Here is a 25,755-nt window from a genome sequence, read left to right as displayed (position 1 = left end):
CCGGTCAGCTTCAGTTTTTCAGGTAAAAACCCGCTTCGGCGGGTTTTTGCTTTTCTGCTGCTTCCGGCACCGGATGCCGCGGAGATCCTGCGCGCGCTTCGCGCAGGACGTTACCGGCTAAAGCAGGGCGCGGCTCTCAATTTACGCAGCCCGGTAAATGGTCTTCCGCTGAAAAGAACGTGCGAATTAACCCTCTTACGCTTCTGCCTTACCTGTTTCCGGGAAAGCAGCTTTATTGCCGTAGAGACTTATCGCTGGGGAAAAAGCATAAAAATGCCCCGGCATAAACCGGGGCTGGAGATTAGGCGGCATTTTCTTCGGCCAGCCGGATTTCTGCTTCGGCGACGATAGCTTCCAGCTCGGTCAGCATTTCTTCAAACCCAAAGACCGGAAGCGGTTCATGGAGCGTAGGCTGTGTGTGGACGCTCTCAAAAGATATTTTAGCTACGCTGTTATTCATATACTCACCTGCTAAAACATAACTATCACACTGGTAAATCTATCAGCAAAGCGCGTAACGGCGTGTCGGCAACTAACGTTATGTTAGCCTCATCACGAATAAAAGCGCCATCACCGCAGGTCAGGGCCTCCTTCGCTTCGCAATGTGCGACCGCATGTACCGTACCGTGGATCGATTGCAGATAGGCGCGCGGGCCATGTAACTGAATTGTCAACTCTTCGCCCTTTTTCAACTCGATATGGTGCAGCCACACTTGCTGACGCAGTTGCAAACTTCCCTGGCTGCCATCCGGCGAAGCCAGCAGTTGCTGCGATGCATCGGCAATCGTCATTTTCTGCACTGGTGGGTTTTCACGCTCCGGGCAAGCATCAAGCCACAACTGCATACGCGTTAACGACTTGTCTTTGCTCAGGTTATATTCGCTATAACTGATGCCCGGCTGAGTAGCAATAAGTAGCGCTTCACCCGCTTTCGCCTGGACATGGTTACCTTCGCTGTCGCGGTATTCCGCTTCACCTTCAAGGATCAGGTTCAGAATATCTACTTTCGGGTAGGCCCGTGGCTGGAAGGAGGCGCCTGGCGCAAGGACCTCCTGGTTCAGTACGCGCAGGGAGGCATAACCTAACAGCTTCGGGTCAAAGTAATGTCCAAAAGAAAAAGTGTAGCGGGCCTGAAGCCAGCCGAAGTCAGCTTGTCCGCATTGTTTGGCAGTACGGGTAGTAATCATAGTTATTGACCTCTCTTTACTTAAAACAATGTTAAAGGTATGGACGACGCATTGTTAGCCAGATATTCTGCCGGGTATGTTCAAATTTACTGAATGAGAACAATAAATGGCGAAAGAAAGGGCACTTACGCTGGAAGCACTGCGCGTAATGGATGCGATTGATCGGCGCGGAAGCTTTGCCGCTGCGGCGGATGAGTTGGGGCGCGTTCCTTCCGCGCTCAGCTACACCATGCAAAAACTGGAAGAAGAACTGGATGTGGTGCTGTTTGACCGCTCCGGCCACCGGACCAAATTCACTAACGTCGGGCGTATGTTGCTGGAGCGTGGGCGCATACTGCTGGAAGCGGCAGATAAACTAACGACTGATGCCGAAGCGTTGGCGCGTGGTTGGGAAACGCACCTGACGCTGGTTACAGAAGCGTTGGTGCCAACTGTTGACCTCTTCCCGCTGGTGGAGAGGCTGGCGGCGAAAGCCAATACGCAATTATCTATTATTACCGAGGTGCTGGCCGGGGCGTGGGAGCGTCTGGAGCAGGGGCGCGCGGATATCGTTGTCGCGCCGGATATGCACTTTCGCTCCTCTTCGGAAATTAACTCCCGCAAGCTCTACTCGGTAATGAATGTGTATGTTGCCGCGCCGGATCACCCAATTCATCATGAACCGGAACCTCTGTCGGAAGTCACTCGCGTGAAATACCGCGGCGTGGCAGTGGCGGATACCGCCCGTGAACGGCCGGTGTTAACAGTACAACTGCTGGACAAACAGCCGCGTCTGACGGTCAGTACCATTGAAGATAAACGCCAGGCGTTGCTGGCAGGCCTCGGCGTGGCGACAATGCCTTACTCGCTGGTAGAACAGGATATCGCCGAAGGCCGACTGCGGGTCGTGAGCCCGGAATATACTAGCCAGGTGGATATCATTATGGCTTGGCGTCGTGACAGCATGGGGGAAGGTAAAGCCTGGTGCCTGCGTGAAATCCCCAAGCTATTTGCCGGTAAATAATTGCGCTCAGGGAAATGCTTTTGGATGCGGCCCAAAACGATTCTCCCCCGGCGTACTGCGCTGGCTGTAAAAGGCCAGCAACATTAACCAGCCCAGCACCGGGAGCAGGAGCAATAACAACCAGCGACTGCGGCGATCGGTATCGTGCAGGCGACGAACCTGCACCGCCAGCGAAGGCACCAGTACCAGTAACGTGTAAATCAGGCTCAGTGGGCCAAACCCGCCGTCAAAGTGCCATCCAAGAATGTGGTCCACCACCATCAGCACGCCGGAAAGGATGATGTTGACCAGCATGAACATCCAAAACTCGCGCCTGTGCGCTCGTCCGTGGAAGGTGGCATAGTTACCCAGTACTTTAAAATACCAGTCCATTTTTAACCTCGATCAACGGTCAATTCGTTGTTTTATAAACGATCAAAGTAAGAATAGACGGCAAAAATACAAAGCGATAAATCCGGCGGGAAATAATTTGGGCGCGCGGTAACGCGCCCGAAAGATCAGGCGAAACGGATGTCTCGCCCGTGAGGTTCATCCAGATTCTGCCATGGCCCGATAGAGATGAGCCCAGTTGGGTTGATGGTTTTGTGGCTGCGGAAATAGTGATTGCGGATATGCGCAAAATCGACGGTTTCCGCAATACCCGGCATCTGGTAAATATCACGCATAAAACTATGCAGATTCAGATAGTCGCTGATGCGGTGTTTATCACATTTAAAATGGGTGACATAGACCGGATCGAAGCGGATAAGCGTCGTCCACAGGCGAATATCTGCTTCTGTCAGCCGATCGCCGGTCAAATAACGGCGCTGGCCCAGTATCTGCTCCAGCCGTTCCAGCGAGGTAAAGATATTCACCACGGCTTCGTCGTATGCCTGCTGGCTGGTGGCAAATCCTGCTTTATAGACGCCATTATTAACGTTGTCGTAGATCCAGCTATTGAGTTCATCGATTTGCGCGCGCAGTTCTGGCGGGTAGTAATCCCCGGCTCTGGCGCCCAGCCCGTCAAAAGCAGTATTGAACATGCGGATAATTTCCGCTGATTCATTACTGACAATGGTGTGATTCTTTTTATCCCACAGCACCGGCACGGTGACACGGCCGCTGTAGTGCGGATCGGCATGCAAATAAAGCTGATAGAGAAATTCGTGCTGATAGAGGCTATCACCGGTCGCCGCAGGGAAATCGTCATCAAACGTCCAGCCATTTTCCAGCATCAACGGATGAACTACGGAAACAGAGATAAACGGCTCCAGGCCTTTCAGTTTCCTCAGGATCAGGGTGCGGTGTGCCCACGGGCAAGCCAGCGAAACATAGAGATGATAACGATCTTTCTCTGCGGCGAAGCCCCCTTCGCCGGATGGGCCAGGCGCGCCGTCGGCAGTGAGCCAGTTTCGAAATGCGGAAACAGAGCGCTTAAACTGCCCACCGGTGGATTTTGTGTCATACCAGGTGTCGTGCCAGACGCCATCAATCAGTTGTCCCATTTTGCTTCCCCCCTTCTGATAGCAAAAAAGCGAGGAGTGAACTCCTCGCTTTGATCTCTTTACTCAGTATAGAGCGCTTACCATTTTTTATTCAGTATGCGGTCGATGCTGATAGCACCAGGACCAGTGATACCCAGCAGCAGATAGCCGCCAGCGATGGTCAGGTTTTTCATAAACATCAGTGAGTTCACACCTTCCGCAAAGTTGTTGTGGAAGATGAATGCGGTCAGCAGTGTGAAACCCGCAGTGAACAGCGCGGTAGTACGAGTCAGGAAACCGAACAGAATCGCCAGACCGCCGCCGAACTCAAGCAGGATGGTCAACGGTAGCAGGAATCCTGGTACACCCATTGCTTCCATATACTGCTGTGTACCTGCATAACCGGTAATTTTTCCCCAGCCAGCCACGATAAACAAAATCGGCATCAGGATACGTGCAACCAGAAAACCAACATCTTCTAATTTTTTCATCTTTTTCCCCAGGAAACCACTACCGCGGCTATCAGTAAATAGTGTGCAATTACGGGCAGATGCCACGTACTTGCTGTCGATGGAGAGGATAGTAATCGTGTCGGGAAAAGATTGTTAGCAAGGAAAACTGTCGAATTTTTTCAAAAAAACTGAGTAAGAAGAAAAGGGCGGTTATTGCGACCGCCCTTAACGCCTTAACGTGGTAGGTTGAGCGTGGTTTTAACCAGGCGCCAAAGACTCCAGATACCGAGGCCGCGTTTCCCCCAGCGGACCAGTATATTAGGATGGCGAACCGACCAGACAGCGATCGCGCTGCTGCCAATTACTGCCCATGAACGCAGGCTGAGCAGGGTATTCCAGCCGCGGTCGTAAGGGCTGGTTGCTTCAAGCCAGTCGCGACGCGCGGCGGTGAGATCCAGCCGTTGCTGCTGGATCTCACTGAGCAAGCGCGCTTTACGTTTCAGACGCTCTGCTTTGCTGTTCACGACTTATCGTCCTTCAGCAGGGCGCGATCATTTTCAAGCTCCTGCCGGGTATGGCGCAGCAGCGTGGATGCGCGCGCTTTGCGTAGCGTCCAGATGCCGCCAATTAGCGCCAGCACCAGTAACACTACCGTGGTGGCAATCATCGCGTTCAGGCGATATTGCGGATCAATGGCCCAGATAATCAGCACCATCAGACTCATCAGGCCAAATGCGGCAAAAAGCATGGTCAGACCCAGCATCATCAGCAACTGGAACAGATGGGATTTCTCTTCTTCCAGCTCTACAACCGCCAGCCGCAGGCGGGTCTCAACCATCTCTACAAGGATCGTCAGAATTCGCTGACCGATCCCCAGTGCACTTTTGCCTGGCCCCTGCGCGTGTCGTGGCTCCGTCATATCAACGACGCGTCAGCAGCACGCCCAGCACTACCCCAATAGCGGCGCCAATGCCTACACTGGCCCATGGGTTTTCGCGGACATATTCATCAGTTCGCGCGGCGGCTTCGCGCGTTTGTTTGGCGATTAAATCGCTCGTTTCTCCGAGGCGATGGCGGCTATCACGCAAAGCCTGCTCAGCTTTTCCCCGCAATTTACTCAGCTCTTCTTTCGATTTTTCACCAGAATTACTCAGCACTTCTTCCAGCGTATCCGCAAGGGATTTCAGTTCAGCGCGCAAATCATCGGCATTATCTTTTGACATAATTTTCTCCGGGTGAGTGAGTGGTAACGTCCTTAAAAATCAGTAATCGCGAGCCTCCAGCTCTTTTAACTCAAGCTGTGCTTCTTTCAGCTTGTGTTCGCGTTTGCTTATTTTCTCCGCATCGCCTTTCTGCTTTGCTTCCGCCAGATCGCGACGGCACTCGGCAACCTCTTCTTTCTGTTCAGCTATTTTTTTCTGGTGGGCGTCGCGGAGTTGGGTGTCTGAACAGTGAGTGTGCATGTCATGCAGTGCCTTTTTAAGTCCATCAATTCGGCCCTGGTTGTTATGCTTTTCGGCATAACTGATTTCGCGCTGGATATCATGTTCCTTCTCCTGACAGGGTGTTGCAGCCTGTGCAACAGCACTCAGAAAAAGAAGAGCCAGCGCCAGTGCGATGTGGTTTTTCATCATCGAAACTTTCCATGGTTGACCAGCGAAACGGTCGTTGCGCCAGCATCCAGTTGTACAAAGTGAACCCTGGTTCCGTTTACTAAAGCATAGTAAGTAAACCGCTAAACACCAAAGTGAGTGAAAAGATTCAGAATCCTGGAAGGATTAACCGAATCGGTGAGTGGTATTACGCAGAAGCGTCAGCCACGCAGAGGGTTGGCCGTTGTCATCATCCAGGGCAGCGATGATATAGCCACGGGGTAAGGTACGATCGAGAACAGCTTTTGCTGCTGCGCTTTGGTCACTGGATTCGAAAGTAATCAATAACGTATCGTTTTTTGGTGTAATACTTTTGAATTGTATGCCGTTAGCGTCCAGATGGTGCCAGACTGAGAAACCATCTGGTACGCTGACGTTCTGCATCGCCGGGCGAATTGCCAGCGTGGATTCGCGGCTGTGTAGCGTCGCCCAGGCTATAAACATGGCGCTAAAAATCGCCATTATCATTAAGCCCATTAATAACCGGCGCAGGAAGGGATGTTGCAATTCCATGTTCTTAGCCTCGATCGCGATATTTTTTCTTCCACAGCACCACCAGCGAGCCGATCAGGCCAATCACCAGCAATACGACCGGAAGCAACATCAGGCAGGACATCAGCGCCTCTTCATACTTGCGAAACACTGGCGTCTTACCCAGCAGGTAACCGAGCGATGTCAGAATCAACACCCACAGCAGGCCGCTCATCCAGTTGAAAAACTGAAAGCGTGCATTACTCAGACCAGAAATACCGGCAATCGTTGGCAACAATGTGCGAACAAAGGCAATAAAACGCCCGATTAACAGTGCGGAAAGCCCATGCTTATGGAACAGGTGGTGCGCGCGCTGGTGATAATGCGAAGGCAGATGCGACAGCCAGTTTTGCACGATGCGCGTATTACCAAGCCATCGCCCCTGGATGTAGCTCAGCCAGCAGCCAAGGCTGGCCGCAACGGTCAGAAGAATGATGGTCTGTGGGTAGCCCAGCGCACCTTTGGCAATCAACACGCCGATCAGCACCAGAAGACTATCACCAGGCAGAAACGCCGCCGGAAGCAGACCGTTTTCCAGAAATAAGATGACAAATAAAACAAAATAGAGCATGCCGATCATGCCTGGATGGGAAAGCGTTTCGAAATCCTGGCTCCAGAGAGCATGAAGTAATTGGCTTAAAAGTTCCATTCGGTGTTCCTGGTACATCGGTTTACGTCAGGTCTGTTACTGGCACAGAACAACACGGCGGCGAGCTCTATATATTATGACCGCGCATGGCTCATTCGGGGGCAATTGCTATCCAGCTAAAAGACACTGTGAGTTAGCGCTAGCTCACTCCATGGCGAAATGCATCTAATTGTAACAAAAACTGACCGTGTGCGTCAGTCAGAATAACGTTTGCAAAGGATTTTGCTTGCCTGGAGGGCGGGTGGCGAGGGTATTTACAAAGGCTGACACTCTATACCATTCACTGACCCCAAAGGGGGCGGCGCAGCGTAAGTGTGCGCCGGGATAGCGGTTTTTATTTCGTGCCGGTAGCGGCAGCGTCAAGATGAACCACCGGGTTTTCGGCAAACAGATAGCGGTCAGCGTTGAACTCAAAATCATCGCTGGTTTCGTTAAAAAGCATCTGCTTGGTGTTTTCCAGATGTTGCCACATCGCCACTTTCGCCGCGTGTGGATCTTTACGGATCAGCGCCTTCAGAATTTGGTCATGATCATCACACCAGTTATCGACGGTGCGTAAATCAATATGGTCGTGCAGTTTTTTCCAGTACGGGTTATGTACGCGCTGCGTCCACATCTTCTCGACAATCGCTGCCAGAGCGCTATTTTGCGTCGCCAGTGCGACCTGAACATGGAATTGCAAATCCCATTCTGAATCGCGGAAGCACTTCTCTTTACGGGCGTTATCCTGGATTTCCATCAGCTTCATAATGTCCTGTTTCGTCACCTGAGTGGCGGCGAATTCAGCGATATTACTCTCGATGAGCTGACGTGCCTGTAGCAGTTCAAATGGGCCGTAATTAGCAAACTCCAGGCTTTCATCCGGCGCTTGCGTATGGCGTGCCTGGTTGGAAATGACATGGATGCCGGAGCCTTTGCGAACTTCAACGTACCCTTCGACTTCCAGCATAATAATGGCTTCGCGAACCACGGTCCGACTGACGCTTTTCTCATCGGCAATAAAGCGCTCAGCGGGCAGTTTGTCTCCCACAAGATACACGCCTTGCTCGATACGGCTCTTAAGCTCGGCGGCAAGTTGTTGGTACAAACGACGTGACTCGGAAATTTCCATATAGGCTCCAGGGAAAAGAAAGGCGAGAGTAAATTTGTTATACCACTTTTACCACATTCTCACCATCATCTCTGACGAAAAAGCCGCCCTGAGGCGGCTTTTACATCGCGCTGTCATATTTCTATGAATCGCTAATTTTGCGCAGCGGTTCCGCCAACCGTATGATTCACCACCTCCTCGGCGGTCTGGTTTTTCAGCACGGTCCAAATCACTATGGCCCCCATCAGGTCAAACAACGCCAGCACAGCGAACAGCGGGCTGAAACCAATGGTATCCGCGAGCGCGCCGACTACCAGAGCGAACAGGGTACTTGCGGTCCAGGCTGCCATACCGGTCAGACCGTTTGCCGTCGCCACTTCATTACGACCAAAGACGTCGGAAGAGAGCGTAATCAGCGCGCCGGACAGAGACTGATGAGCAAAACCACCGATACACAGTAGACCGATTGCAACATACGGGCTGGTGAACAGGCCGATCATGCCTGGGCCGATCATCAGCAGAGCGCCCATGGTCACCACCATTTTACGGGAAACGATCAGGTTGACACCAAACACGCGCTGAAACAGTGGTGGCAGGTAACCACCCACGATACAACCCAGGTCAGCGAACAGCATCGGCATCCAGGCGAACATGGCGATTTCTTTCAGGTTGAAACCGTACACCTTAAACATGAACAACGGGATCCAGGCGTTGAAGGTACCCCAGGCCGGTTCCGCCAGGAAGCGCGGCAGTGCGATACCCCAGAACTGACGGGTACCCAGAATCTGCCAGACGGACATTTTCTTGCCGTTGTTGGTCTGGTGCTGTGCTTCCTGACCGCTAATGATGTATTGGCGTTCTTCTTCGCTCAGTTTCTTCTGGTCGCGTGGGTGTTTATAGAAGAACAACCAGGCCATGGCCCATGCGAAGCTCAGCACACCAGAAATAATGAACGCCATTTCCCAGCTGTGCATCACAATCGCCCATACCACCAGCGGCGGAGCGATCATGGCGCCGATAGAAGAACCCACGTTGAAGTAGCCGACGGCGATAGAACGTTCTTTCGCCGGGAACCATTCAGATGCGGCTTTCAGGCCTGCCGGAATCATGGCTGCTTCAGCCGCGCCGACCGCGCCACGCGCCAGCGCAAGACCGCCCCAGCTGCCAGCCAGCGCTGTTGCGCCGCAGAATACAGCCCAGGTGATGGCGAAGAAGGCGTAACCAATTTTGGTGCCCAGAACATCCAGCACATAGCCGGCAACAGGCTGCATAACGGTATAAGCCGCGGAATACGCTGCAATGATATAAGAATATTGCTGGGTAGAAATGTGCAGCTCTTCCATTAACGTCGGAGCCGCGGCTGCCACTGTGTTACGTGTCAGATAGCCCAATACGGTGCCGACCGTCACCAGCGCTATCATGTACCAACGTAATCCTTTGATTTTACGCATGTAAACCTCATCGTTATGTTATTACCGCTTGCGCGGTCACCCTACGATCGTGTTCGGAGGATGAAAACGGGAGGACGTAACCGGGAGAGTCCCCAGGTACGGCCCAAACCTTGCCACAAGTAAGCGTTTTTTTAATCCGGCATCCGTACCGTCAAGACCGATTTAATGAGTTATCGGGAATGCATTCCGTCGGCTATGTGTTCGACGGCTGAAAGATAACTTGTCATACAACTTGAAAAGGTGAGTGATATCACAAAAGCGTTTTTCTTTGTGTGGTTTTTAACTTTGCCCGGCGAAGCCAGATTTGGCGCGGTTTGACGGGGTTTTTATCGCGCAAAAGAGGTCATTTTTGTTTGCTTTTATTGATCCAACTCACGAAAATATCTTCGGTCTCTGGAAATTGGTGTGATAACTTTGTCAGCATTAAAGGTAAGCATCAGACGCACTCGTTGAGAGGAAGACGATAATGACCCCGTTTATGACTGAAGATTTTCTATTAGATACCGAATTTGCGCGCCGCCTGTACCACGACTACGCCAAAGACCAACCGATTTTCGACTACCACTGCCACTTACCGCCGCAGCAGATCGCTGAAAACTACCGTTTTAAAAACCTGTATGACATCTGGCTGAAAGGTGACCACTACAAGTGGCGCGCGATGCGGACCAATGGTGTGCCTGAGCGTCTGTGTACTGGCGATGCGTCCGATCGTGAGAAGTTTGATGCCTGGGCAGCAACGGTACCGCACACTATCGGTAACCCGTTATACCACTGGACACATCTTGAGCTACGTCGCCCATTTGGTATTACAGGTAAGCTGCTTTCTCCGGCAACTGCGGATGAAATCTGGGAGCAGGGCAATGCACTGCTGGCGCAGGATAAATTCTCCGCACGCGGCATCATGCAGCAGATGAATGTGAAAATGGTCGGTACCACTGACGATCCGATCGACTCTCTGGAGCATCACGCTTCTGTCGCCAAAGACAAAACTTTCAGTGTCAAAGTGCTGCCGAGCTGGCGCCCGGATAAAGCGTTCAACATTGAACAAGCGACCTTTAACGATTACATGGCGAAACTGGGTGAAGTGTCCGATACCGACATTCGCCGTTTTGCCGATCTGCAAACTGCACTGGCCAAACGGCTGGATCATTTTGCTGCACACGGTTGTAAAGTTTCCGACCATGCGCTTGATGTTGTGCTGTTCGCCGAAGCCAGCGAAGCAGAGCTGGATAACATCCTGGCCCGCCGCCTGGCCGGTGAAATCTTGAGCGAAAAAGAGGTCGCGCAATTCAAAACGGCAGTACTGGTTTGGCTGGGTGCGGAATACGCACGTCGCGGTTGGGTGCAGCAGTACCACATTGGTGCATTACGTAACAACAACCTGCGTCAATTCAAACTGTTGGGCCCGGATGTCGGCTTTGACTCCATCAATGACCGTCCGCTGGCGGAAGAGCTCTCCAGGCTGCTGAGCAAGCAGAATGAAGAAAATCTGCTGCCGAAAACTATCCTGTACTGCCTGAACCCGCGTGACAACGAAGTGCTGGGCACCATGGTCGGCAACTTCCAGGGAGAAGGTATGCCGGGCAAAATGCAGTTCGGCTCCGGCTGGTGGTTTAACGACCAGAAAGATGGCATGGAACGTCAGATGACCCAGCTTGCGCAGCTCGGCCTGCTGAGCCGTTTCGTCGGCATGCTGACCGACAGCCGCAGCTTCCTGTCTTACACCCGTCACGAATACTTCCGCCGCATTCTGTGCCAGATGATTGGTCACTGGGTGGAAGCAGGCGAAGCACCGGCAGATATCCAGTTGCTGGGCGAGATGGTGAAAAACATCTGCTTTAACAATGCGCGTGATTACTTCGCGATTGAACTGAACTAAGGCCGTTTGAGGTTGATATGCAATACATCAAGATCCATTCGCTGGATAACGTTGCGGTAGCACTGGCGGATCTCGCCGAAGGGACGGAAGTCGTTGTCGACAACCAGACCGTTCGGCTGCGCCAGGCGGTGGCGCGCGGGCACAAGTTTGCTCTGCAAGCCATTGCCGAAGGTGAAAATGTTGTCAAGTATGGTCTGCCAATAGGTCATGCGACATCAGATATCGCGCCGGGCGAGTACATCCATTCCCATAACGCGCGTACCAATCTGAGCGATGTGGACGAGTATAGCTATCAACCTGATTTTCAGGATGAAGGCGCACAAGCGGTGGATCGGGACATTCAGATCTACCGTCGTGCAAATGGTGAAGTCGGGATCCGCAACGAACTGTGGATCCTGCCGACCGTGGGCTGCGTTAACGGTATAGCCCGCCAGATCCAGAACCGCTTCCTGAAAGAGACCCAGGACGCCGAAGGTATCGACGGCGTTTACCTGTTCAGCCATACCTATGGTTGTTCTCAGTTGGGCGATGACCACATCAACACCCGCACCATGCTGCAAAACATGGTGCGTCACCCGAATGCCGGGGCGGTGCTGGTGATTGGTCTGGGTTGTGAAAACAATCAGGTCGATGCTTTCCGTCAGACACTGGGTGAGTTCGACCCGGAACGCGTTCACTTTATGGTTTGCCAACACCAGGACGACGAAGTGGAAGCCGGGCTTGAACATTTGCATGCGCTCTATCAGGCAATGCGTAACGACAAACGCGAGCCAGGTAAACTGAGCGAGCTGAAATTCGGTCTGGAATGCGGCGGCTCAGACGGCCTGTCCGGTATTACTGCGAACCCGATGCTCGGCCGTTTCTCCGATTATGTGATCGGTAACGGCGGTACTACCGTGCTGACCGAAGTGCCAGAAATGTTTGGTGCTGAGCGTATTCTGATGAGCCATTGCCGCGATGAAAGTACCTTTGAGAAGACCGTCACCATGGTGAACGACTTCAAACAGTACTTCATCGCTCACAATCAGCCGATTTATGAGAACCCATCGCCGGGTAACAAAGCAGGCGGCATCACTACACTGGAAGAGAAGTCTCTCGGCTGTACGCAGAAAGCAGGGGCCAGCCAGGTAGTGGACGTGCTGCTCTACGGCGAGCGTCTGAAAACCCACGGCCTGAATCTGCTGAGTGCGCCGGGTAACGATGCCGTTGCCACCAGCGCACTGGCAGGTGCTGGTTGCCATATGGTGCTGTTCAGTACCGGTCGTGGTACGCCGTACGGCGGTTTTGTACCGACAGTGAAAATCGCCACCAACAGTGAACTGGCCGGGAAGAAAAAACACTGGATCGACTTCGACGCAGGTCAGCTGATTCACGGTAAAGCGATGCCGCAACTGCTGAACGAGTTTGTTGATGTGATTGTCGATATCGCTAACGGTAAGCAAACCTGTAACGAGAAGAACGATTTCCGCGAGTTAGCTATTTTCAAAAGCGGCGTTACGCTCTGATTGACCTTTATCTCTCGCACCAGGGCCGCTAACGCAGCTCTGGTGCGCATTGTTTTTGGTAAATATGTTAGCGCCGGCATGTTGTAACATCTTCTATTTTGGACTCGACAAGGATTTTTCATGACCGCGTATTGGCTTGCCCAGGGCGTTGGTGTCATTGCCTTTCTGATTGGTATTACAACCTTCATCAACCGTGATGAGCGGCGCTTCAAAAAGCAACTCTCGCTCTACAGCGCCATTATTGGCGTGCACTTTTTTCTCATGGGCGCATTTCCTGCCGGATCGAGCGCCGTGCTCAACGCGATACGAACCCTGATCACGCTGCGTACCCGTAATTTGTGGGTGATGGTGCTGTTCATTGTGCTGACAGGCGGACTGGGGCTGGCTAAATTCCACAATCCGATCGAGCTGTTGCCGGTGGCGGGAACGATTGTCAGTACCTGGGCACTGTTCCGCTTTAAAGGTTTACCGATGCGCTGTGTTATCTGGTGTTCGACCGGATGTTGGGTGATCCACAACTTCTGGCTCGGATCGATTGGCGGTACGCTGATCGAAGGCAGCTTTCTGGTGATGAACGGGCTGAACATTATTCGTTTCTGGCGTATGCAGCGACGCGGCATCGATCCGTTTAAAGTCGAAACCGCGGTGCATGAAGAGCATCCTGCCGCCCGCTGACGGCAGGTTTGGGTTTATTCCTGCGCTTTTTTCTTGTCGTTATGGTGGTTAACCCAGGCGTTGATCAGCAGCGTCACTGCCAGGATCCCGCCGACCACACCCAGCGAAATGGCGATTGGAATATGGAAGAAATCCACGATCAGCATCTTGATCCCAATAAACATCAGGATCACCGAAAGCCCGTACTTCAGCATTGAGAAGCGCTCCGCGACGCCCGCCAGCAGGAAGTACATGGCGCGCAGGCCCAGAATCGCGAACAGATTTGAGGTCAGTACGATAAAGGGATCGGTGGTCACCGCAAAGATTGCTGGGATACTGTCGACGGCAAAAATCACATCGCTCAACTCCACCAGAATCAGCACCAGTAAAAGCGGTGTGGCGAACAGCAAACCCTTTTTACGCACGAAAAAATGCTCGTTTTCGATGCGATCGGTCATACGCAAATGCCCGCGAAGCCAGCGCACCAGCGGTTTATCGCCGATCCCGGTTTCATCTTCTTTCGCCAGCGCCATCTTCATGCCGGTAAACAACAAGAAAGCGCCAAACACGTACAGCAACCAGGAGAATTGCGCGATCAGCCAACTACCGGCGAAGATCATCACGGTACGCAGCACAATCGCGCCGAGTATGCCGTAAACCAGCACCCGGCGCTGGAGCGCAGCCGGAACCGCAAAGTAGCTGAACAACATCAGCCAGACAAAGACGTTATCCACCGCCAGCGCTTTTTCAATCAGATAACCGGTGAGAAACGCCAGCGCCTGCGTATCTGCCACCGTACGCCCTTCTGTTTGTGTCAGATACCACCAGAACGCGGCATTGAAGAGTAACGAGAGGCTAACCCAGACGATCGACCATACGGCCGCTTGCCTCATGGACATGGTATGCGCGCCGCGTCGTCCCTGAAGCAAGAGATCGATGACCAGCATAGTCGCGACCACGACGGCGAACCCGCCCCATAACATCGGTGTGCCGACTGTATTCATAGTGAATTCCTTACCTAAAACAAAAAACGGCTAACGTCGAAAGACGTCAGCCGCTTGCTTTAGGTGCAGGGAGTCTCGCCTTCCGGCAAGGTCTCACTTACGTCTGTGAAGACGCCCGGCGACCGGATGCGGTAACGCATCGTAATGACGACCCACCGGCAATGAAGTTACTCCCCTTTGCGAGTAACAAAATATGTCAGTCCATTGGTGCCGTCAATGATTCGGCTTCCCTGGTTTACGAACCTTTACGCAGTGAGTTCGACACCGACATCATCTGCCGGGAATTTCACGCCGGTCTGACGGCGGATTTCCGTTTGCAGTTTGGCTGTGGTGCGGCTGATGGCCAGCCCCGGATGGTTGATCTCATTCTCTTCCACCAGCCGTGCAAAGGTCTCCGCTTCATAGAGCATGGTGTTGATATGCTGAGGCTGTGTCAGCTCCTGCGCTTTACTGCCGCGAGGCACGAACGACACTTTCTGGCATTCGGAGATCTTTTCCACCACCAGCGAACCGGCTTCACCCTGGATTTCGCTTGGCAAAACGGAGTCGCTCACTTTCGAGTGTTGCAGCGTGACGCTGAAATCGCCGTAATCCATCACCACCACGCCGTGCGCATCAACGCCGCTGTCGAGCAGGCTGGCGGTGGCCTGCATGTTGTGCGGCTCGCCCCACAGTGCTACCGCAGATGCCAGACAGTAGAAGCCGATATCCATAATCGAACCGTTAGAAAACGCCGGATTAAAAGTATTCGGTTTTTCGCCATCCAGATAACGCTGGTAACGCGAAGAGTACTGGCAGTAGTTGATAAAGGCTTTTCGCACTTTGCCTACTTTCGCCAGCGACTGTTTCAGCAGGATGAAGTTCGGCAGGCTGGCGGTTTTGAAGGCTTCAAACAGTACCACCTGATTTTCCCGCGCGCAGGCAATCGCCGCTTCGACTTCTTGCAAGTTCGAAGCCAACGGTTTTTCACAGATCACATGCTTTTTGTGGCGCAGAAACAGGCGGGTCTGCGGGAAATGCAGAGAATTCGGGCTGGCAATATACACCGCGTCAATGGCATCGCTTTTCGCCATCTCTTCCAGCGAGGTAAAGAGATGTTCTACCGGGTAGTCGTTGGCGAACGTTTGCGCATGTTCAAGGCTGCGGGAAAAAACGGCGGTGAGTTTATATTTGCCCGTCTCATGGGCGGCGTCGACAAACTGGCGGGTGATCCAGTTTGTACCTATGACAGCGAAACGTATCATAAGGGCGCAATTTCTCCGTAAAGGGGTCTTCGTGCACTCTACCACGTCAACATGACAAAACCAGTGCACTGCCACGCAGAAGCACAAATGGCATCAATCGGGAAAGAGACGCAGCGCGCCGGTGGGCACGCGGCTGAAGTCTGGTAAAAAGTCATCGGCCTCCTCCTGTGGGATGCCATAAAAGCTCCCGGACTACACCGCGTAGCGTCCTGGACGATGATTCATGGCGATAATCAAATTGAGGATGGTCGCGCCGACAACTGACACCACCAGCATCGGCAAATTCACCACGAACAGCGAAGCGGTGACGATGCAGGCATCAACCACCATCTGGAATTTCCCGGCGCGGATCCCACTCTTTTCCTGAAGCCAGAGTGCCAGAATATTCATGCCGCCGAGGCTGGCTTTATGGCGGAACAGCACCACAAAACCAATCCCCATCATGATGTTGCCAAACAGCGTGGCGTAGAACGGGTTGAGTTGATCGATATGAATAAAGCGGGCATGCAGATCGGAAAAGATCGAGACCATTGCCACGGCGCAGAAGGTCTTCAACGTAAACTGTGCGCCCATGCGGCGTACGGAGAGCCAGTAAAACGGCAGGTTAATCAGGAAGAATGCCACGCCAAACGAAACATGGGTGGTGTAGTGGATCAGGAACGCCAGCCCTGCTGTCCCGCCGGTCAGCGCGCCGGACTGACGAAACAGCACGACGCCAAAAGAGATCATCAGCGTACCAAACAGCAGTGCCAGCGCATCTTCCAGCCAGCTATGGGCGAGTTTATTTGGAGTAAGGACGTTATCCATAAGTGTGCGCAATTATTTAAAAGATAAAGATAAGTATCACCTGCAATAAATGCACCAGATGGCGGGGATTGCAAAGCGCAAAAGGCGGATATACCGCCAACACAATCACTAACATATTGAAATATCGGAAAAGAGAACTTTGCACGTTACGTGCGTTAATGGTTTAATTTTAGAGTGATGTGTGCATATTAGACATGTTCTACGCATGAAAGCATCAATTTAATGCACCAAAAAGAGGTGTGATGCCCCATCTTAGGGCGATATGCTGCTACCAGGCATCAACAAACCGTTCTCTTTCAGGCGATGCAGTACCACGGAGGTTTTCAGATGCGCAACGCTCTTATTTTGCGCAAGGATGCCGCTAATTAAGTGGTTTAGCCCCGGCAGATCGGCAACCGCCACTTTGAGTAAATAGTCCGCATCACCGGTCGTTTTATAGGCGTCAATGATCGCATCCACGCCGCTGACCATCTGATGAAAGCTCGCCACGCACTCCGGCGTATGGTTCAGCAGACGCACCTCAATCAGGCTCAGCATCTGCTGTCCTGCGGCATCCGGTGCGAGTCTTGCGTGATAGCCGAGAATCAACTGCGCCTGTTCCAGTGCAATACGGCGGCGGGAACATTGTGAGGCCGAGAGGCCAATCAACTCGCTCAGTTCCTGGTTGGTTAAACGGCCGTTGGACTGTAGCAGCGTCAGGATCTTCAGATCGAAGTCATCAATGTTGTACATAGGTCTGCCTGGCGGACAAAAAAGAGTGTCTAACAGACTATCAGTTTTTTGCCCGGCGGAAAGACGGGATTATTTCAGCGCCAGATGCGTCAGCCACAGACGAGTATCAAATTCAAGCTGATGGTATTGCGGCTCCATATGGCAGCAGAGTTGATAGAAAGCTTTGTTGTGATCCTTCTCTTTCAGATGCGCCAGCTCATGCACCACAATCATTCGCAAAAATGCTTCCGGCGCTTCGCGAAACACCGTTGCCACGCGGATTTCCGCTTTCGCCTTTAGCTTGCCGCCCTGCACGCGGGAGACCGCCGTATGCAGGCCGAGCGCATTATTCAGTACATGAATTTTGCTGTCGTACATCACTTTATTGACCGGCGCGGCGTTACGCAGATACTGATTTTTCATCTCCTGCGTGTACTGATACAGCGCCTTATCGGTGCTGATGCCATGGCTGAGCGGGTAGCGTTTTTGCAGCACCTCGCCCAGTCGGTTCTGTTCGATAAGCGTGGTGACCTGCGCCAGCAGGGATTCAGGATAGCCCTGAAGGTAGGTAAGCGTATTCATGGCGAAATGTGTTTACATCTCCGGATAATTAAGCGATAAAACGCGCGAATTTTAGCATTTCGGAGGGGCGATGAGCCAGGTTGAGTTAAACGGACAATCATTTACTTTAGACCGCTTTCCTGTCGGCGTGGAAGAGGCGTCATTACAGGCGTGGGACGCGGCGGACGAATATCTGCTGCAACAGGTGAATGAGGTCGAAGGCCCGGTTCTGATCTTTAACGACAGTTTCGGGGCGCTGGCCTGTGCACTGGCAGAACATCGCCCGGTTTGCATTAATGATTCGCACATTGCCGAATTAGCGACGCAGCATAACCTGCGCATCAATGGGATGGATGAAAATGCCGTCACGCTGCAAGACAGCCTCAGCCCGCTGCCTGCCAACCCGGTACTGGTACTGATCAAAGTTCCCAGGCAACTGGCGTTGCTGGAGCAACAACTGCACGCGCTGCGTGACGTGGTGACGCCACAAACGCGGATTATAGCCGGGGCGAAAGCGCGCGATATTCATAGTTCGACGCTGGCGTTGTTCGAGAAAATTCTTGGCCCAACGACGACCACGCTGGCATGGAAAAAGGCGCGTTTGATCAACTGCACCTTTACTGCGCCTGTACTCGCTAATGGTTTGCAGCTCGCCAGTTGGAAGCTGGATGGCACCGACTGGACGATCCATAATCATGCCAATGTCTTTTCGCGTAGCGGGCTGGATATTGGCGCGCGTTTCTTCCTGCAACATCTGCCGGAAGGGATAGAAGGTGAGATGGTGGATCTCGGCTGCGGCAACGGGGTGATTGGTCTGCAACTGCTGGCGCAAAACCCTGGCCGCGTGCTGTTTGCCGATGAGTCGGCAATGGCGGTGGCATCCGCGCGACTGAATGTTGAAAGCAATCTCCCGGAAGCGAGCGCACGCAGCGACTTTATGATCAACAACTCGCTCGCCGGGATTGAACCGGATCGCTTTGATGCAGTGCTGTGCAACCCGCCGTTTCATCAACAAAGCGCCATTACCGATCACATCGCCTGGCAGATGTTTAACGATGCGCGTTTTTGCCTGAAATATGGCGGCGAGCTGCGGATTGTTGGTAACCGCCACCTGGATTACTTCCGCAAGCTGAAGCGTGTATTTGGCAACTGCGAAACGATCGCAACGAACAACAAATTCGTGATCCTAAAAGCGGTGAAAGTGCGTAAGAAGCGCTAACAGTTGAATTAACGTCGTGCCTGATGGCATTTCGCTTATCAGGCACGCTATGTTTGCCGCTGTTCCTGGCCGGAGAAGGTGAAGCCGCTCTCCGGCACTCCGCGTTAAACCTCCAGCGCCAGCGTGGTGCCCTGGGCAATCGCCCGGCGAGCGTCCAGCTCCAGTGCCACATCGCAGCCGCCAATCAGATGCACCGTTTTGCCCGCTTCACGCAGCGGTTCCGCCAGTTCCCGCTTTGGCTCCTGACCGGCGCAGATCACGATATTATCCACTGCCAGCAGTTGCGGTTCGCCGCTAACCAACAGGTGCAGACCGGCATCATCGATCTTCTGGTAAGCGACCGATGAGATCATTTTCACCCCGCGTGACAGCAGCGTCGCACGGTGGATCCAGCCAGTCGTTTTACCCAGATTTTCTCCCGCCTTACCGACCTTGCGTTGTAGCATCACAATGCGCCGCGGGCTTTTCGCCAGTTGCGGCCCTTCCGGGCGCAACCCGCCGATCTCCTTCAGGCTGGTGTCGATCCCCCATTCCAGGCAAAACCCGGTAATATTCTGGCTGGTCGGTTCGCCTGACTGACTTAAATACATCGCGGTATCAAAACCGATCCCGCCACAGCCAATGATCGCCACATTTTCGCCGACCGGGGCTTTGTCGCGCAGCACGTCGAGGTAGCTCAGCACCTTAGGATGATCGATGCCTTCGATTGGCGGAATACGCGGCTCGATACCGCAGGCGAGGATCACCTCATCGAACAACATCAGCATCGAAGGATCGACGCGCTGGTTCAGGCACAGCGCCACACCTGTCAGTTCGAGCATGCGGCGGTAGTAGCGCAGCGTTTCGTAAAACTCCTCTTTACCGGGGATCTGTTTGGCGATGTTAAACTGTCCGCCGATCTCCGCCTGTGCGTCAAACAGTGTCACGCTGTGCCCGCGTGCAGCGGCATTCACGGCAAACGCCAGCCCGGCGGGGCCAGCGCCGACAACGGCAAGGTTTTTTTTGCGTAACGCCGGAAGTACTGGCATTTGCGTTTCATGGCAGGCGCGTGGGTTGACCAGACAGGAGGTCACCTTGCCGACGAAGATCTGATCGAGGCACGCCTGGTTGCACCCGATGCAGGTATTGATCTCATCTGCCCGACCACTTTGCGCTTTAGAAAGCAGCTCGGCATCGGCAAGGAAGGGACGCGCCATCGACACCATATCAGCATCGCCGTTACTCAGTATAATCTCGGCAACTTGTGGATCGTTGATACGGTTAGTGGTGATCAGCGGAATGCCCACTTTCCCTTTCAGCTTGCGCGTCACCCAGCTAAAAGCGCCGCGCGGAACCGGCGTGGCGATCGTCGGGATCCGCGCTTCATGCCAGCCGATGCCGGTATTAATGAGGTTCGCGCCTGCCGCTTCGACGGCCTGCGCCAGCGTGATGGTTTGTTCCAGCGTGCCGCCGCCTTCGACCAGATCCAGCATCGACAGACGGTAGATAATAATAAACTCGAGGCCGACTCGTTCACGCACCGCACGCACCACATCCAGCGCAAAACGGCGGCGGCGGGCTTCATCGCCTCCCCACTCGTCTTCCCGCTGGTTAGTACGGAGAGCGAGAAATTCATTAATCAAATAGCCTTCGGAGCCCATTATTTCCACGCCGTCATAACCGGCCTGCTGCGCCAGTTGCGCACAACGGGCGAAGTCATCGATCAGCGCGAGGATCTCGTCATGGCTCAGGGCATGCGGCGTAAAGCGGTTAATCGGCGCCTGTAGCGCGGAGGGTGCCACCAGATGCGGTTGATAGCTGTAACGGCCGGTATGCAGAATTTGCAGCGTGATTTTGCCGCCTTCCTGATGCACGGCATCGGTGATCAGCCGATGATGCGGAAGCTGGCTGGGATCCTGCAATATGGCACCGCCTTCCATCGTAACACCAGAGAGTGCAGGTGCGACTCCGCCAGTCACAATCAGCGCTACGCCGTGGCGGGCGCGTTCCGCATAGAAAGCCGCCAGCCGTTCAGCGCCATCCGGGCGTTCCTCCAGACCGGTGTGCATCGATCCCATCAGCACACGGTTTTTCAATGTAGTAAAGCCCAGATCGAGTGGGGTGAATAACGATGGGTAATGGCTCATGCGCGCTTCCAGTGTAAAATTATTGTTATGTGGTCGGATGAGTTCTACTTTAGCCCTCGCCGCCAAAAAGGGAAAAGCGGGAGATAATGAATGTGATGGAATTCAAAATAGTGACCCCGATTCCCGCAGGGGAAAAGGGGCCATATGAGGGGGAGTCAGGCTTTTTCCGCAAGGCCGGGCGCGCGCCACATTGACGTCGTCAGCCCGCTATCGACCAAGCCTAGCTGATCGGCATAGATTTTTTGCCACTTCAGCATCATGTCGTCGTACAACTCGCGATGCGCCTGGTTTGGCATGTAGGTCTGGCTCCAGCGCACCAGCCGCTCGCCGGTTGCCGCCATATCATCATACAACCCGGCACCGAAACCGGCCGCAATCGCGCAGCCCAGAGCGGTCGCTTCTTTCACTTCCGGTACGCGTACTGGCAAACCAGTAACGTCGCTTAAAATCTGGCTCCACAGTGCCCCTTTTGCGCCGCCGCCGGCAAACACCAGGCTGTCGAATTGCACGCCCGAGAAGCGTGAGATCTGCGCCAGATTACAGGCCGAGACAATGGCGGCGTTCTCTTCCAGTGCACGAAACAGCGTCGCTTTATTGCATTTTTCCGCATCAATGGAGAGGTTAATAAACGACGGTGCGGCGTGATACCACTGCTTAAAGTGCATCGCGTCGGAGAAGATTGGCATCACGCCCCACGAACCGGCAGGCACCCGGCTGGCCATCTCTTCCAGCAGGGTATACGCGTCGGTGCCGAGACGTTCGGCGATCAGCTTCTCTTCCGCGCAGAACGCGTCGCGGAACCAGCGCATGGTCAGCCCGGTAAAAAAGCTAATGGATTCCGCCTGCACCATGCCGGGAATCACATGCGGATTCACACGGATGTTCATCTCTGGATCGGTGCGCACCTGCGGCAGATTAACCACCTGTTGCCAGAATGTGCCGCCGAGCACCGCAGTTTGACCGGCGCGAACCACGCCAAGCCCGAGGCAGCCAAGCTGCACATCGCCGCCGCCCATAACCACGGGCGTTCCTTCGCGTAACCCGCACTCTTGCGCTGCCTGTTGCGTAACTTCACCGAGCAGACTGCCGGTCTCTTTCACTGGCGACAGAAGATCCGCGCGTAGCCCAGCCATATCCAGCAACTCTGCTCGCCAGTCGCGGCTGAAGAGATCCAGCATGCCGGTGGTTCCGGCATTGGAAGGATCGACCGCCAGCCAGCCGGAAAGGCGCGATGCCAGCCAGTCGCTGATCATGGTCATGGTCGCGGTGTCACGGTAGATATCGGGACGATGGTGCGCCAGCCATAGTAGACGGGGCATAGCGCTGAGCGCCAGCGTCTGCCCGGAAACGCTGTAGACTTCGGATTCAAAATGCCAGCCGTGGATCTCTTTGAGTTCAGCCACTTCGTGGCTGGCGCGGGAGTCGACATTAGCGCAGGCCCAGATGGCATCGCCATTGTGATCGTAGAGCACAATGCCTTCACGCATTGAGCAGCAGGCGACGGACTGAATATCCGCACCGCTCAGGCCGGCGCTATCCAGCGCCTTGTGGATGCACTGGCAGGCGAGTTGCCAGTTACTGTCGAGATCGAACTCCATTGATCCTGGTACGTTTTCGACGCTCAGGTGTTTCCATTCGGCCTGGCCTGCGGCGATTTGCCGCCCGGATAAGTCGAAGATCACCGCGCGAATGCTACCGGTTCCTGCATCTAGTGCCATCAGGTAACTCATGGGCTTGGCCCCCTCGACTAGCGTCATAGATAAAACTGTGATCCTTGTATGGTCGAAAATATAGTTCAGCGCCTACGCTTTTGAACAATCGTTAATCACAAAATCAACAGTTCAATCACAGCTTTGCACGGGAGGGAGAAATGGCTGACCTGGACGATCATAAAGAAGGGAAAGATTTTGGCCTTGGCACACCGCAACGGAATGTGCCCTTCACTCTGAAAGGGTGCGGTGCGCTGGACTGGGGCATGCAGTCGCGACTGGCAAGGATCTTTAACCCGAAGAGCAATCGCACGGTAATGCTGGCCTTCGATCACGGATACTTTCAGGGGCCAACCACCGGGCTTGAACGTATCGATCTCTCCCTTGTGCCTCTGTTTGGTGAAACCGATGTGCTGATGTGTACGCGGGGGATCTTACGCAGTGTGGTGCCGCCGGCCAGCAACAAACCGGTAGTGCTGCGCGCCTCCGGCGGGAATTCAATGCTGACGGAGCTTTCTCATGAATGCGTTGCGGTCGCAATAGAAGATGCGCTGCGCCTGAATGTATCGGCTGTTGCTGCACAGGTGTATATCGGCAGTGAATATGAACATCAGTCAATCGGTAATATTATCAAGCTCGTCGATGCGGGGAGCCGGTATGGTATTCCAGTGCTTGCAGTAACTGGTGTTGGCAAAGAGATGACGCGTGATGCCCGTTATTTCTCGCTCGCCAGCCGTATCGCCGCTGAAATGGGTGCGCAGTTTGTGAAAACCTATTTTGTGGAGCAGGGGTTTGAAAAAGTCACCGCCAGTTGCCCTGTGCCGATTGTGATTGCTGGCGGCAAGAAATTGCCGGAGCAGGAGGCGCTGGAGATGTGTTTCCGTGCCATTGAACAGGGCGCATCTGGCGTGGATATGGGGCGTAACATCTTCCAGTCCAGCGCGCCACTGGCCATGCTGAAAGCGGTGAAAAAAGTGGTTCACGACAATATGAGCGCCCGTGAGGCATATCAGTTCTGGCTGGAAGAAAAACAAGGAGAGCAACCATGAATGTGACGCTGGTGGAAATCAATATTAAACCCGATTGCGTGGAGGATTTTTTGCAAGTGTTCCGCGCTAATCATGAAGGCGCAATCCGCGAGCCGGGCAACCTGCGTTTTGATGTGTTGAAGGATCCGAAAGTGAAAACCCGTTTTTTTATTTACGAAGCCTATCAGGATGATGCGGCCGTTGCGGCGCATAAGAAGACACCGCATTACCTGGCGTGCGTGGAGAAGCTGGAGGCGCTGATGTCAGAGCCACGCAAAAAACGCAGTTTCATTGGTTTGCTGCCGGAGTAGCGTCAAAAAAAGCCGGATGTCGCAGTGCCTCTCCGGAACAGGTGATCAGGCCCGGTAAGCGCGGACGCTACCGGGCACAAGGTTACTCTGCATTTACCGCAACCCGCAGTGCTACCAGCGCATTGCGGGCCGCTTTCAGCACCTGCTCACACTGCTCAATGGTCAGCGTCAGCGGTGGTTCGATACGAATGGTTTTCGCGTTGTTGAGCGTTCCGGCAACCAGTACGCGTTGGCGGAACATTTCGCTGGCGAAGTTGTAGCCCGTTTCGTTATCGACAAATTCGATAGCCATCAGCATGCCACGGCCCCGCGCGGTGTGTACCAAGTCCGGGTACTCGCGCGCCAGCGCCAGGAAGCCATCCAGCAACATATCTCCTTTCTGTTCCGCCTGCGCCGGGAGGTTCTCCTCCAGCAATACATTGATGGTCGCCAGCGCCGCCGCACAGGCCAGTGGGTTACCGCCAAAAGTTGTGGTATGCAGGAACGGGTTATCAAACAACACAGAAAAAACCTCTTCCGTGGCGATCGTCGCGCCAATCGGCATCACACCGCCGCCCAGCGCTTTGGCGAGGCACAGAATGTCCGGCTGCACGTTTTCATGTTCACACGCGAACATTTTGCCGGTGCGGCCCATGCCGGTTTGAACTTCATCAAGGATCAGCAATGCGCCAAACTCATCGCACAGCTTGCGAACCGCAGGCAGATAACCGACCGGCGGCAGGATCACACCGCCTTCACCCTGAATAGGTTCCAGGATCACCGCCGCTACATCGTCGCCGGTTTTACGGCATTCGCTAAGCAGGGTGCGCATGGCCTCGATATCACCGAATGGTACGTGGCGAAAGCCTGGCAGCAGCGGCATAAAGGGTTTACGGAAGGTGGATTTTGCGGTCGCTGACAGCGCGCCTAATGATTTGCCATGGAACGCGCCGCTGGTCGCGACAAAAGTGAATTTGCCGCGCGGCGACTGGTACGCTTTGGCGAGTTTCAGTGCGGCTTCGACGGATTCCGTCCCGCTATTACTAAAGAAGCTGTATTTCAGTTTGCCTGGCGCAAGGGCCGCCAGTGTTTTTGCCAGCATCGCCCGTAATGGATCAAGCAGTTCCTGGCTATGAAGAGGTTGTTTGGCGAGTTGATTCTGTACGGCGGAAACCACAACTGGATTACGGTGCCCCACATTAAATATTCCAAAACCACCCAGGCAATCTAAAAACTCCTGTCCCTGGGTGTCGACAAGCGTATTGAGACTGCTCGCTTGCCACTCTACGGCTCCGTAATCCCCGCCGGCGGTAACAGATTTGCGGTACTCCAAAAAACCTGGATTGACATGCTCTTTAAAGTAATCCACGACCTCTCGGTTTAATGCTTTCATCTCCTCATGATCAAGCGTTCGCTTCTCAATGAGATTCAGAGCGTGAGCGCTGCACGCTAATGCCGATGCGCTGGAAGGTAACCTGTTCAAAATGGACTCCGGGTGCTGGCGTATCACATGATACCGATTTAAGTATTGCAGGGATTG

28 protein-coding genes are annotated in these 25,755 nt (G+C 53.8%); 7 read left to right on the top strand and 21 right to left on the bottom strand.

Annotation, left to right across the window (positions count from 1 at the left end):
* Nucleotides 1–301: 301 nt before the first annotated feature.
* Together BM427_RS26565 and BM427_RS10970 are read right to left on the bottom strand one after the other, a co-directional pair.
* A complete protein-coding gene (locus BM427_RS26565; protein WP_167518498.1) occupies nucleotides 302–460 on the bottom strand; it encodes a protein YhaL in 159 nt (52 codons plus the stop codon).
* A 25-nt stretch (nucleotides 461–485) separates the two neighbouring features.
* The gene (locus BM427_RS10970; RefSeq protein WP_090121557.1) at nucleotides 486–1,187 is read right to left on the bottom strand and encodes a pirin family protein; all 702 of its coding nucleotides are present in this window, start codon (nucleotides 1,185–1,187) and stop codon (nucleotides 486–488) included.
* A 106-nt stretch (nucleotides 1,188–1,293) separates the two neighbouring features.
* On the opposite strand from BM427_RS10970, the gene BM427_RS10965 reads away from it, so the two are divergent.
* Complete coding sequence (locus BM427_RS10965; protein ID WP_090121555.1) at nucleotides 1,294–2,190, top strand: LysR family transcriptional regulator; 897 nt, start codon at nucleotides 1,294–1,296, stop codon at nucleotides 2,188–2,190.
* 6 nt (nucleotides 2,191–2,196) lie between these two features.
* On the opposite strand, the gene BM427_RS10960 is transcribed toward BM427_RS10965, so the two are convergent.
* From BM427_RS10960 to BM427_RS10910, 11 genes are all read right to left on the bottom strand, one after another.
* Complete coding sequence (locus tag BM427_RS10960; protein WP_090121552.1) at nucleotides 2,197–2,562, bottom strand: DUF805 domain-containing protein; 366 nt, start codon at nucleotides 2,560–2,562, stop codon at nucleotides 2,197–2,199.
* A 125-nt stretch (nucleotides 2,563–2,687) separates the two neighbouring features.
* Nucleotides 2,688–3,674 carry a glutathione S-transferase family protein gene (locus BM427_RS10955; RefSeq protein WP_090121549.1) on the bottom strand — a complete coding sequence of 329 codons (987 nt, stop codon included), beginning with the start codon at nucleotides 3,672–3,674 and terminating at the stop codon, nucleotides 2,688–2,690.
* A 77-nt stretch (nucleotides 3,675–3,751) separates the two neighbouring features.
* A complete protein-coding gene (locus BM427_RS10950; protein WP_090121547.1) occupies nucleotides 3,752–4,144 on the bottom strand; it encodes a DoxX family protein in 393 nt (130 codons plus the stop codon).
* Nucleotides 4,145–4,338: 194 nt separating this feature from the next.
* Nucleotides 4,339–4,629 (bottom strand): YqjK-like family protein, encoded by a 291-nt coding sequence (locus tag BM427_RS10945; RefSeq protein ID WP_090121546.1) that lies wholly within the window; start codon nucleotides 4,627–4,629, stop codon nucleotides 4,339–4,341.
* Nucleotides 4,626–5,024, bottom strand: a complete 399-nt coding sequence (locus tag BM427_RS10940; protein WP_090121544.1) for a phage holin family protein — start codon at nucleotides 5,022–5,024, stop codon at nucleotides 4,626–4,628. The genes BM427_RS10945 and BM427_RS10940 overlap by 4 nt, the downstream gene beginning before the upstream one ends.
* Nucleotide 5,025: 1 nt before the next feature.
* Complete coding sequence (locus tag BM427_RS10935; protein WP_090121543.1) at nucleotides 5,026–5,328, bottom strand: ElaB/YgaM/YqjD family protein; 303 nt, start codon at nucleotides 5,326–5,328, stop codon at nucleotides 5,026–5,028.
* Nucleotides 5,329–5,367: 39 nt separating this feature from the next.
* Nucleotides 5,368–5,736, bottom strand: a complete 369-nt coding sequence (locus BM427_RS10930; protein ID WP_090121753.1) for a DUF1090 domain-containing protein — start codon at nucleotides 5,734–5,736, stop codon at nucleotides 5,368–5,370.
* 147 nt (nucleotides 5,737–5,883) lie between these two features.
* Entirely contained in the window at nucleotides 5,884–6,270 is a 387-nt protein-coding gene (mzrA, locus tag BM427_RS10925; RefSeq protein ID WP_090121541.1) for an EnvZ/OmpR regulon moderator MzrA, read from the bottom strand.
* Between the two features lie 4 nt (nucleotides 6,271–6,274).
* Nucleotides 6,275–6,937, bottom strand: a complete 663-nt coding sequence (gene yqjA, locus BM427_RS10920) for a DedA family general envelope maintenance protein YqjA (RefSeq protein ID WP_090121539.1) — start codon at nucleotides 6,935–6,937, stop codon at nucleotides 6,275–6,277.
* Between the two features lie 334 nt (nucleotides 6,938–7,271).
* The gene (gene exuR, locus BM427_RS10915) at nucleotides 7,272–8,048 is read right to left on the bottom strand and encodes a transcriptional regulator ExuR (RefSeq protein ID WP_090121538.1); all 777 of its coding nucleotides are present in this window, start codon (nucleotides 8,046–8,048) and stop codon (nucleotides 7,272–7,274) included.
* A gap of 131 nt (nucleotides 8,049–8,179) precedes the next feature.
* The gene (locus BM427_RS10910; RefSeq protein ID WP_090121537.1) at nucleotides 8,180–9,478 is read right to left on the bottom strand and encodes an MFS transporter; all 1,299 of its coding nucleotides are present in this window, start codon (nucleotides 9,476–9,478) and stop codon (nucleotides 8,180–8,182) included.
* A gap of 466 nt (nucleotides 9,479–9,944) precedes the next feature.
* On the opposite strand from BM427_RS10910, the gene uxaC reads away from it, so the two are divergent.
* The 3 genes from uxaC to BM427_RS10895 all read left to right on the top strand — a co-directional run bounded on the left by uxaC (nucleotide 9,945) and on the right by BM427_RS10895 (nucleotide 13,537).
* Nucleotides 9,945–11,357: a glucuronate isomerase gene (gene uxaC / locus BM427_RS10905; protein ID WP_090121535.1), complete on the top strand. Its 1,413-nt coding sequence runs from the start codon at nucleotides 9,945–9,947 to the stop codon at nucleotides 11,355–11,357.
* 17 nt (nucleotides 11,358–11,374) lie between these two features.
* Nucleotides 11,375–12,862, top strand: coding sequence for a UxaA family hydrolase (locus BM427_RS10900; protein WP_090121534.1), 1,488 nt, complete (start codon nucleotides 11,375–11,377; stop codon nucleotides 12,860–12,862).
* 120 nt (nucleotides 12,863–12,982) lie between these two features.
* The gene (locus BM427_RS10895) at nucleotides 12,983–13,537 is read left to right on the top strand and encodes a YgjV family protein (RefSeq protein WP_090121532.1); all 555 of its coding nucleotides are present in this window, start codon (nucleotides 12,983–12,985) and stop codon (nucleotides 13,535–13,537) included.
* Between the two features lie 14 nt (nucleotides 13,538–13,551).
* Here the strand turns inward: BM427_RS10895 and BM427_RS10890 are convergent, their stop codons facing one another.
* From BM427_RS10890 to BM427_RS10870, 5 genes are all read right to left on the bottom strand, one after another.
* Nucleotides 13,552–14,520 (bottom strand): TerC family protein, encoded by a 969-nt coding sequence (locus BM427_RS10890; protein WP_090121530.1) that lies wholly within the window; start codon nucleotides 14,518–14,520, stop codon nucleotides 13,552–13,554.
* Between the two features lie 245 nt (nucleotides 14,521–14,765).
* Nucleotides 14,766–15,764, bottom strand: a complete 999-nt coding sequence (locus tag BM427_RS10885) for a Gfo/Idh/MocA family protein (protein WP_090121528.1) — start codon at nucleotides 15,762–15,764, stop codon at nucleotides 14,766–14,768.
* A gap of 192 nt (nucleotides 15,765–15,956) precedes the next feature.
* Nucleotides 15,957–16,571 (bottom strand): YitT family protein, encoded by a 615-nt coding sequence (locus tag BM427_RS10880; protein WP_090121527.1) that lies wholly within the window; start codon nucleotides 16,569–16,571, stop codon nucleotides 15,957–15,959.
* 252 nt (nucleotides 16,572–16,823) lie between these two features.
* Entirely contained in the window at nucleotides 16,824–17,303 is a 480-nt protein-coding gene (locus BM427_RS10875) for an Lrp/AsnC family transcriptional regulator (RefSeq protein ID WP_090121525.1), read from the bottom strand.
* 69 nt (nucleotides 17,304–17,372) lie between these two features.
* Nucleotides 17,373–17,864 (bottom strand): M48 metallopeptidase family protein, encoded by a 492-nt coding sequence (locus BM427_RS10870; RefSeq protein ID WP_090121524.1) that lies wholly within the window; start codon nucleotides 17,862–17,864, stop codon nucleotides 17,373–17,375.
* Nucleotides 17,865–17,934: 70 nt separating this feature from the next.
* Between BM427_RS10870 and rlmG the strand changes: the two genes are divergently transcribed.
* The gene (gene rlmG, locus BM427_RS10865; RefSeq protein WP_090121522.1) at nucleotides 17,935–19,062 is read left to right on the top strand and encodes a 23S rRNA (guanine(1835)-N(2))-methyltransferase RlmG; all 1,128 of its coding nucleotides are present in this window, start codon (nucleotides 17,935–17,937) and stop codon (nucleotides 19,060–19,062) included.
* Nucleotides 19,063–19,166: 104 nt separating this feature from the next.
* Here rlmG and BM427_RS10860 read toward each other — a convergent pair whose 3' ends face one another.
* Entirely contained in the window at nucleotides 19,167–21,188 is a 2,022-nt protein-coding gene (locus BM427_RS10860; protein ID WP_090121521.1) for an NADPH-dependent 2,4-dienoyl-CoA reductase, read from the bottom strand.
* Nucleotides 21,189–21,343: 155 nt separating this feature from the next.
* Entirely contained in the window at nucleotides 21,344–22,918 is a 1,575-nt protein-coding gene (gene lsrK, locus BM427_RS10855) for an autoinducer-2 kinase (RefSeq protein ID WP_090121518.1), read from the bottom strand.
* A gap of 140 nt (nucleotides 22,919–23,058) precedes the next feature.
* Here lsrK and lsrF point away from each other — a divergent pair, with 140 nt between their 5' ends.
* Nucleotides 23,059–23,946, top strand: coding sequence for a 3-hydroxy-5-phosphonooxypentane-2,4-dione thiolase (lsrF, locus tag BM427_RS10850; RefSeq protein WP_090121515.1), 888 nt, complete (start codon nucleotides 23,059–23,061; stop codon nucleotides 23,944–23,946).
* A complete protein-coding gene (gene lsrG, locus BM427_RS10845) occupies nucleotides 23,943–24,236 on the top strand; it encodes a (4S)-4-hydroxy-5-phosphonooxypentane-2,3-dione isomerase (protein WP_090121512.1) in 294 nt (97 codons plus the stop codon). The genes lsrF and lsrG overlap by 4 nt, the downstream gene beginning before the upstream one ends.
* 82 nt (nucleotides 24,237–24,318) lie before the next feature.
* Here lsrG and ygjG read toward each other — a convergent pair whose 3' ends face one another.
* On the bottom strand, nucleotides 24,319–25,698 hold the full coding sequence (ygjG, locus tag BM427_RS10840) for a putrescine aminotransferase (protein WP_167518551.1): 1,380 nt from the start codon (nucleotides 25,696–25,698) through the stop codon (nucleotides 24,319–24,321).
* Between the last annotated feature and the right edge of the window lie 57 nt (nucleotides 25,699–25,755).

Source organism: Kosakonia arachidis, assembly GCF_900116535.1.
Taxonomy (GTDB): domain Bacteria; phylum Pseudomonadota; class Gammaproteobacteria; order Enterobacterales; family Enterobacteriaceae; genus Kosakonia; species Kosakonia arachidis.
Note: the sequence above shows the minus strand (reverse complement) of the source record. Positions and strands in the feature narration are given on the sequence as shown.